General features: G+C 49.2%; 6 protein-coding genes and 1 pseudogene. 6 read left to right on the top strand and 1 reads right to left on the bottom strand.

Annotated features, from left to right (window positions below; all coding sequences use genetic code 11):
- Positions 1 to 333 precede the first annotated feature (333 nt).
- Complete coding sequence (gene fadL, locus BGK49_RS06160) at positions 334 to 1,674, bottom strand: long-chain fatty acid transporter FadL (RefSeq protein WP_005025042.1); 1,341 nt, start codon at positions 1,672 to 1,674, stop codon at positions 334 to 336.
- Positions 1,675 to 2,045: 371 nt separating this feature from the next.
- On the opposite strand from fadL, the gene BGK49_RS06155 reads away from it, so the two are divergent.
- The 6 genes and pseudogenes from BGK49_RS06155 to BGK49_RS06130 form a co-directional block, all read left to right on the top strand.
- Positions 2,046 to 2,330, top strand: a complete 285-nt coding sequence (locus tag BGK49_RS06155; protein ID WP_000030901.1) for a YfcZ/YiiS family protein — start codon at positions 2,046 to 2,048, stop codon at positions 2,328 to 2,330.
- A 178-nt stretch (positions 2,331 to 2,508) separates the two neighbouring features.
- Positions 2,509 to 3,819, top strand: a complete 1,311-nt coding sequence (gene fadI / locus BGK49_RS06150; protein WP_000531964.1) for an acetyl-CoA C-acyltransferase FadI — start codon at positions 2,509 to 2,511, stop codon at positions 3,817 to 3,819.
- Positions 3,819 to 5,963, top strand: a complete 2,145-nt coding sequence (fadJ, locus tag BGK49_RS06145; protein WP_000424994.1) for a fatty acid oxidation complex subunit alpha FadJ — start codon at positions 3,819 to 3,821, stop codon at positions 5,961 to 5,963. Before fadI ends, fadJ begins: the two co-directional genes overlap by 1 nt.
- 202 nt (positions 5,964 to 6,165) lie before the next feature.
- The gene (gene sixA / locus BGK49_RS06140; RefSeq protein WP_001195819.1) at positions 6,166 to 6,651 is read left to right on the top strand and encodes a phosphohistidine phosphatase SixA; all 486 of its coding nucleotides are present in this window, start codon (positions 6,166 to 6,168) and stop codon (positions 6,649 to 6,651) included.
- A gap of 674 nt (positions 6,652 to 7,325) precedes the next feature.
- Positions 7,326 to 7,655, top strand: a pseudogene (locus BGK49_RS06135) (fimbrial protein); the annotation flags it as partial.
- A gap of 56 nt (positions 7,656 to 7,711) precedes the next feature.
- Positions 7,712 to 7,833, top strand: a 122-nt coding sequence (locus BGK49_RS06130) for an IS1 family transposase (RefSeq protein ID WP_001422013.1), incomplete at its 3' end; no start/stop codon positions are given.

Here is a 7,833-nt window from a genome sequence, read left to right as displayed (position 1 = left end):
GTGACATCACCCCCCGGATCATGGACGACTGGGGGCAGTAATCATGCCGGGTCTGGCTGGCTAACACCCCATTATAAGGGGTACGAATAAAGTAACGGGAGTATCCTGGAAATGCAGAAAAGTAAACTCTTTGAGAAGGACGAGCAGAACGCCTGAAAATATGCCTTTCCCTTCAGGTTTGTCTGTGGATACCGCTTATTGATTTGAAAGGGCAAGCTGCCAACAGGCTGTTTGCAAAACTCAGGAGGTAAGCAATGAGGACACTACTTTCGGTGAAGTGGGGGAGTTAAAGTCACCTGCTATGCAGGTGACTTTATCCAGGCGAACGCGTTATCAGAACGCGTAGTTAAAGTTAGTACCGAACAGCCAGGCTTTACCTTCAGACTCGAACTGGTATGGGCCTTCGTTAATTTTCACGCTCTGACCGTGCATATAAGAAACACCAACGTCGACTGAAGCATCTTTATTAAATGCGTAAGTCGTACCTGCACTCAGCCAGAAACGGTCCTGGTCCGGAATGGAGATAGAACGATTCTGAGCCGGAACTGGGCTGTCATCAAAGGCGATACCGGTACGGAAGGTCCAGTTATCATCGTAGTAATAAGTGGTACCCAACGCGATGCGGTAAGCATCTTTAAAGCCTTCATGTTTCTGGAACAGCGTGTTGCCACTGGTTGAGGTCGCTTTCAGCTGCTGGAACTGACTCCAGCTGGTGTAAGCCAGGCTATAGTGAATCGCCCACTGTGGATCAACACGGTTATAACCTGACACTTCCCACATTTCAGGCAGGTTCAGCGTCAGATAACCCGATTGCGTTGCGCCACCTGTCGCGGTAGGAATTGGCAAACCGTAGTTATTAAACGCACGATTAAGATCGCTGCTGTAGTTACCTTTGAAGTCAATTTTCACTTCAGAACGGTAGGTCAGTGCATAGCGGTTATTTTTATCCAGTTCATACAGGATTCCGGCGTTCCAGCCAAAGCCCCACTGGTTACCGTTCAGATGAGCGATTTTGGTATTACTGTCGATACCGTTGGCGGTAGCTGCCAATGCTTGCCCTTGAGGAGTTTGCCTGGCAGGAGATTGCATAATCTGACCAGCAACCAACTGCCCCAGATCGCCTGCGAAACGTTCAATTTTCGCGCGAGCGTAGACGGCGTTGAAACCAAGGCCAAAGCTCCATGCATTATTTAAGCGATACGCACCGCTTAAGTTCAGGTTCATGGTTTCAAGGTCAGTTGTACCCCCGACAGAGCCGCCTGCATAAGTATCATTAAACTCTGTTGCCAGACCATAGTTAGAGGTAATAGAAGCGCCCCAACCAAATTGGTCGTTAATCGGTGCAACAAAGTGCATGTTCGGAACCCATGCCGTAGGCGCGATGTTATCGGCTTTCAGGCTACGACCAGACGGAGACGTTCCGCTGATATTCACATCCGGGTCAATATAAACCGCACCCGCAGAAAATGTCGGGCGGTCAAACATGGTAATCAATGCGGGGTTACGGCTAACGTTACCTGCATCATCGGCAATTGCGCCTTCCCCTGAATAAGCCCGGCCCAGGCCAGAGGAAGAAAATTCGTTTAACTGAAAGCCTGCCGACCAGGCCTGGGTGGAGATAAGTGCCACTGCGACTGCGAGAGCAGACTTTGTAAACAGGGTTTTCTGGCTCATGACCATAACCTCAATGATTTATTTTTATACAAACTATGTTACGTGCTGTAACAGGAGCGCGAAGTGTAGGGTCTGAGGTACATCTTAGAAATCAGACCAGTGGCGAGAGTATAGGTCGGACCAGCTGGAATGTTGCAAGTATGTTTCCATCTTTTTTCAAATATGATCTAAGAAACGCGATCCAGCTGGCAAAATTTGGAGGTTGCGCACTCGCGGATTCGGGTGAATTTTGTTTTAGATCATTTTTAAGTGTGATTTCGGTCACTTATCCGATTTTGCAGAATTAACAACTGGAGCAGCACTTTCCGGAAGCGTAAAATATCCACAACGTTTATCTGGCACCTTGGGTGCACATACAGAGGAAATCAACGATGAGTAAATGTAGTGCTGATGAAACCCCGGTTTGCTGCTGTATGGATGTTGGCACCATTATGGACAACTCCGACTGCACCGCGTCTTACAGCCGCGTGTTTGCAAACCGCGCAGAAGCAGAACAAACGCTGGCGGCGTTGACTGAAAAAGCCCGTAGCGTGGAATCCGAACCGTGCAAAATCTCCCCGACTTTCACTGAAGAGTCTGACGGTGTGCGCCTGGATATCGATTTCACTTTTGCCTGCGAAGCTGAAATGCTGATCTTCCAGCTGGGTCTGCGTTAATTCCTCTCGGGTACGTTCGCCCCTGTCAGTTGCTGGCAGGGGCGTTTTCTTTTCTTTCTCCTGTCTTCACTGTGTCATAGCTCCCACTTTCCTTTTTCTCCGCTTGGCTAAATGTAAAAAATGGTTAAGACTATGATCAGGTCAGACCACTTTATTTATTTTTTTACAGGGGAGTGTTATGGGTCAGGTTTTACCGCTGGTTACCCGCCAGGGCGATCGTATCGCCATTGTTAGCGGTTTACGTACGCCTTTTGCCCGCCAGGCGACGGCTTTTCATGGCATTCCCGCGGTTGATTTAGGGAAGATGGTGGTAGGCGAACTGCTGGCACGCAGCGAGATCCCCGCTGAAGTGATTGAACAGCTGGTCTTTGGTCAGGTCGTACAAATGCCTGAAGCCCCCAACATTGCGCGTGAAATTGTTCTCGGTACCGGAATGAATGTGCATACCGATGCTTACAGCGTCAGCCGCGCTTGCGCTACCAGTTTCCAGGCGGTTGCAAACGTCGCAGAAAGCCTGATGGCGGGAACTATCCGAGCGGGGATTGCCGGTGGGGCAGATTCCTCTTCCGTATTGCCAATTGGCGTCAGTAAAAAACTGGCGCGCGTGCTGGTTGATGTCAACAAAGCTCGAACCATGAGCCAGCGCCTGAAACTCTTCTCTCGCCTGCGTTTGCGCGATTTAATGTCCGTACCGCCTGCAGTAGCAGAATATTCTACCGGCTTGCGGATGGGTGACACCGCAGAGCAAATGGCGAAAACCTACGGCATCACCCGAGAACAGCAAGATGCATTAGCGCACCGTTCGCATCAGCGTGCCGCTCAGGCATGGTCAGACGGAAAACTCAAAGAAGAGGTGATGACTGCCTTTATCCCTCCTTATAAACAACCGCTTGTCGAAGACAACAATATTCGCGGTAATTCCTCGCTTGCCGATTACGCAAAGCTGCGCCCGGCGTTTGATCGCAAACACGGAACGGTAACGGCGGCAAACAGTACGCCGCTGACCGATGGCGCGGCAGCGGTGATCCTGATGACTGAATCCCGGGCGAAAGAATTAGGGCTGGTGCCGCTGGGGTATCTGCGCAGCTACGCATTTACTGCGATTGATGTCTGGCAGGACATGTTGTTCGGTCCGGCCTGGTCAACACCGCTGGCGCTGGAACGTGCCGGTTTGACAATGAGCGATCTGACATTGATCGATATGCACGAAGCCTTTGCAGCTCAGACACTGGCGAATATTCAGTTGCTGGGTAGTGAACGTTTTGCTCGTGAAGTACTGGGGCGTGCACATGCCACTGGCGAAGTGGACGATAGCAAATTTAACGTGCTTGGCGGTTCGATTGCTTACGGGCATCCCTTCGCGGCGACCGGCGCGCGGATGATTACCCAGACATTGCATGAACTTCGCCGTCGCGGCGGTGGATTTGGTTTAGTTACCGCCTGTGCTGCCGGTGGGCTTGGCGCGGCAATGGTTCTGGAGGCGGAATAATGGAAATGGCATCAGCGTTTACTCTTAATGTTCGTCTGGACAACATTGCTATCATCACCATCGACGTACCGGATGAGAAAATGAATACCCTGAAGGCGGAATTTGCCTCGCAGGTGCGCGCCATTATTAAGCAACTCCGTGAAAACAAAGAGTTGCGCGGCGTGGTGTTTATCTCCGCGAAACCGGACAATTTTATCGCCGGAGCAGACATCAACATGATCGGCAACTGCAAAACGGCGCAAGAAGCGGAAGCTCTGGCGCGGCAGGGCCAACAGTTGATGGCGGAGATTCATGCTTTGCCCATTCCGGTTATCGCGGCTATTCATGGCGCTTGCCTGGGTGGTGGGCTGGAGTTGGCGCTGGCGTGCCACGGTCGCGTTTGTACTGACGATCCTAAAACGGTGCTCGGTTTGCCTGAAGTACAACTTGGATTGTTACCCGGTTCAGGCGGCACCCAGCGTTTACCGCGTCTGATAGGCGTCAGCACAGCATTAGAGATGATCCTCACCGGAAAACAACTTCGGGCGAAACAGGCATTAAAGCTGGGGCTGGTGGATGACGTTGTTCCGCACTCCATTTTGCTGGAAGTCGCTGTTGAGCTGGCGAAGAAGGATCGCCCATCTTCCCGCCCTCTACCTGTACGCGAGCGTATTCTGGCGGGGCCGTTAGGTCGTGCGCTGCTGTTCAAAATGGTCGGCAAGAAAACAGAACACAAAACTCAAGGCAATTATCCGGCGACAGAACGCATCCTGGAGGTTGTTGAAACGGGATTAGCGCAGGGCACCAGCAGCGGTTATGACGCCGAAGCTCGGGCGTTTGGCGAACTGGCGATGACGCCACAATCGCAGGCGCTGCGTAGTATCTTTTTTGCCAGTACGGACGTGAAGAAAGATCCCGGTAGTGATGCACCGCCTGCGCCATTAAACAGCGTGGGAATTTTAGGTGGTGGCTTGATGGGCGGCGGTATTGCTTATGTCACTGCTTGTAAAGCGGGGCTTCCGGTCAGAATTAAAGATATCAACCCGCAGGGCATAAATCATGCGCTGAAGTACAGTTGGGATCAGCTGGAGGGCAAAGTTCGCCGTCGTCATCTCAAAGCCAGCGAACGTGACAAACAGCTGGCATTAATCTCCGGAACGACGGACTATCGCGGCTTTGCCCATCGCGATCTGATTATTGAAGCGGTGTTTGAAAATCTCGAATTGAAACAACAGATGGTGGCGGAAGTTGAGCAAAATTGCGCCTCTCATACCATCTTTGCTTCGAATACGTCATCTTTACCGATTGGTGATATCGCCGCTCACGCCACGCGACCTGAGCAAGTTATCGGCCTGCATTTCTTCAGTCCGGTGGAAAAAATGCCGCTGGTGGAGATTATTCCTCATGCGGGTACATCAGCGCAAACCATCGCCACTACGGTAAAACTGGCGAAAAAACAGGGCAAAACGCCCATTGTCGTGCGTGACAAAGCCGGGTTTTACGTCAATCGCATCTTAGCGCCTTACATTAATGAAGCTATCCGCATGCTGACCAAAGGTGAACGGGTAGAGCACATTGATGCCGCGCTAGTGAAATTTGGTTTTCCGGTAGGTCCAATCCAACTTTTGGATGAGGTAGGAATCGACACCGGGACTAAAATTATTCCTGTACTGGAAGCCGCTTATGGAGAACGTTTTAGCGCGCCTGCAAATGTTGTTTCTTCAATTTTGAACGACGATCGCAAAGGCAGAAAAAATGGTCGGGGTTTCTATCTTTATGGTCAGAAAGGGCGTAAAAGCAAAAAACAGGTCGATCCCGCCATTTACCCGCTCATTGGCGCACAAGGGCAGGGGCGACTCTCCGCACCGCAGGTTGCTGAACGGTGTGTGATGTTGATGCTGAATGAAGCAGTACGTTGTGTTGATGAGCAGGTTATCCGTAGCGTGCGTGACGGGGATATTGGTGCGGTATTTGGCATTGGTTTTCCGCCATTTCTCGGTGGACCGTTCCGCTATATCGATTCTCTCGGCGCGGGCGAAGTGGTTGCAATAATGCAACGACTGGCCACGCAGTATGGTTCCCGTTTTACCCCTTGCGAGCGTTTGGTCGAGATGGGCGCGCGTGGGGAAAGTTTTTGGAAAACAACTGCAACTGACCTGCAATAAGAAGGTCAAAGCTATATGAATCCGCGCTGAATGGCGGAGTATTGGTCAAAATGTAAACGCATATTGGCTATACTTACGCCATTGAGGTAAAAAACAGCGTTTCATTCGGTGAATGGATAAGGCACAATGCCGGCCACCGTTTTCTTTCTCTGGTTTCAGATGAAAGAAAATGGGCGAATCTGGTTAACAAAAGCGGTGCAATATGCAAGTTTTTATCATGCGTCACGGCGACGCAGCCCTCGATGCCGCCAGTGATTCGGTTCGTCCTCTGACCACTAATGGTTGTGACGAATCTCGCCTGATGGCGAACTGGCTGAAAGGTCAAAAAGTGGAAATCGAACGCGTTCTGGTGAGCCCGTTCCTGCGAGCCGAGCAAACACTGGAAGAAGTAGGGGATTGTCTGAACCTGCCTTCCAGTGCAGAAGTTCTGCCGGAGTTAACGCCCTGCGGCGATGTTGGTCTGGTCAGTGCCTATTTGCAGGCGTTGACCAATGAAGGTGTTGCTTCGGTACTGGTGATCTCTCACTTACCGTTAGTCGGGTATCTGGTTGCCGAGTTATGTCCGGGCGAAACGCCGCCTATGTTTACCACCTCGGCCATTGCCAGCGTAACGCTTGATGAAAGCGGAAATGGTACATTCAACTGGCAGATGAGCCCGTGTAATCTGAAGATGGCAAAAGCTATCTGATGTGTTCCAAATTATGCCCAATGAGGTAGATTCATTGGGCATAATTGCTCATCAGGCAGCGGATATCTGTCAACCTCACTACTATCGAAGACTCTCCTTATCTATAAATAAAACACTTTCTACATTCATTCGGAAATTATTCTTCTGCGCGTATCTTGATTTTGCCCAAAGTTACATGTTGAAATGAATAATGTCTGTTTGACACTCATTGTCATTTATTAATACAGATAATAGAGTTGAATAATCAGGCAGGATGTAATTGAAACTTGATTAAATTCTGGCTATAGTGTTTATATATTATATTGTCAAAAGTAGATAAATGCCAATCGCATTATATGTTCATTGTTTGTTTTTTAAGCTGTTGATATTCATTATTGATATACTTTCTATTTTTTCTAAATACTTATTCCGTATTTTTTAAGGATGTCCTTAAGATAATCTTTCTTCTGTCAATATATTAATTAAATCTACATTTACTCTTTAGTAAAATTAAATTGCATCAGGGGTGTGGAAACATCACTATGCGGCCCCACACCAACGAATACAATTTTCTACGACCTGTTCTTTTTGGATCGCATGCCGTATTCAATGGCTGGGTATAAACATTGGCTATTGACTGAATCAATGTATTGCAATGTTTATATTTTTAATTATTTATAGTTTAAGGACAAATAATGAGTAAGTTTGTTAAAACAGCTATTGCTGCGGCAATGGTGATGGGCGTGTTCACCTCTACGGCAACAATCGCTGCGGGTAACAACGGTACTGCACGTTTTTACGGCACCATTGAAGACTCAGTGTGTTCTATCGTTCCGGACGATCACAAACTGGAAGTTGATATGGGTGATATCGGTGCCGAAAAACTGAAAAATAACGGCACCACCACGCCGAAAAGTTTCCAGATTCGTCTGCAAGATTGCGTATTTGATACCTAGGAAACAATGACCACTACCTTTACTGGTACCGTTTCTTCTGCAAATAGCGGCAATTATTACACCATTTTCAGGTGATGCTGCCAACTTACTGATTTAGTGTATGATGGTGTTTTTGAGGTGCTCCAGTGGCTTCTGTTTCTATCAGCTGTCCCTCCTGTTCAGCTACTGACGGGGTGGTGCGTAACGGCAAAAGCACTGCCGGACATCAGCGCTATCTCTGCTCTCACTGCCGTAAAACATGGCAACT

It is taken from the genome of Shigella sp. FC1544 (assembly GCF_001722145.1).
In the GTDB taxonomy this organism is placed as follows: domain Bacteria; phylum Pseudomonadota; class Gammaproteobacteria; order Enterobacterales; family Enterobacteriaceae; genus Escherichia; species Escherichia coli.
Note: the sequence above shows the minus strand (reverse complement) of the source record. Positions and strands in the feature narration are given on the sequence as shown.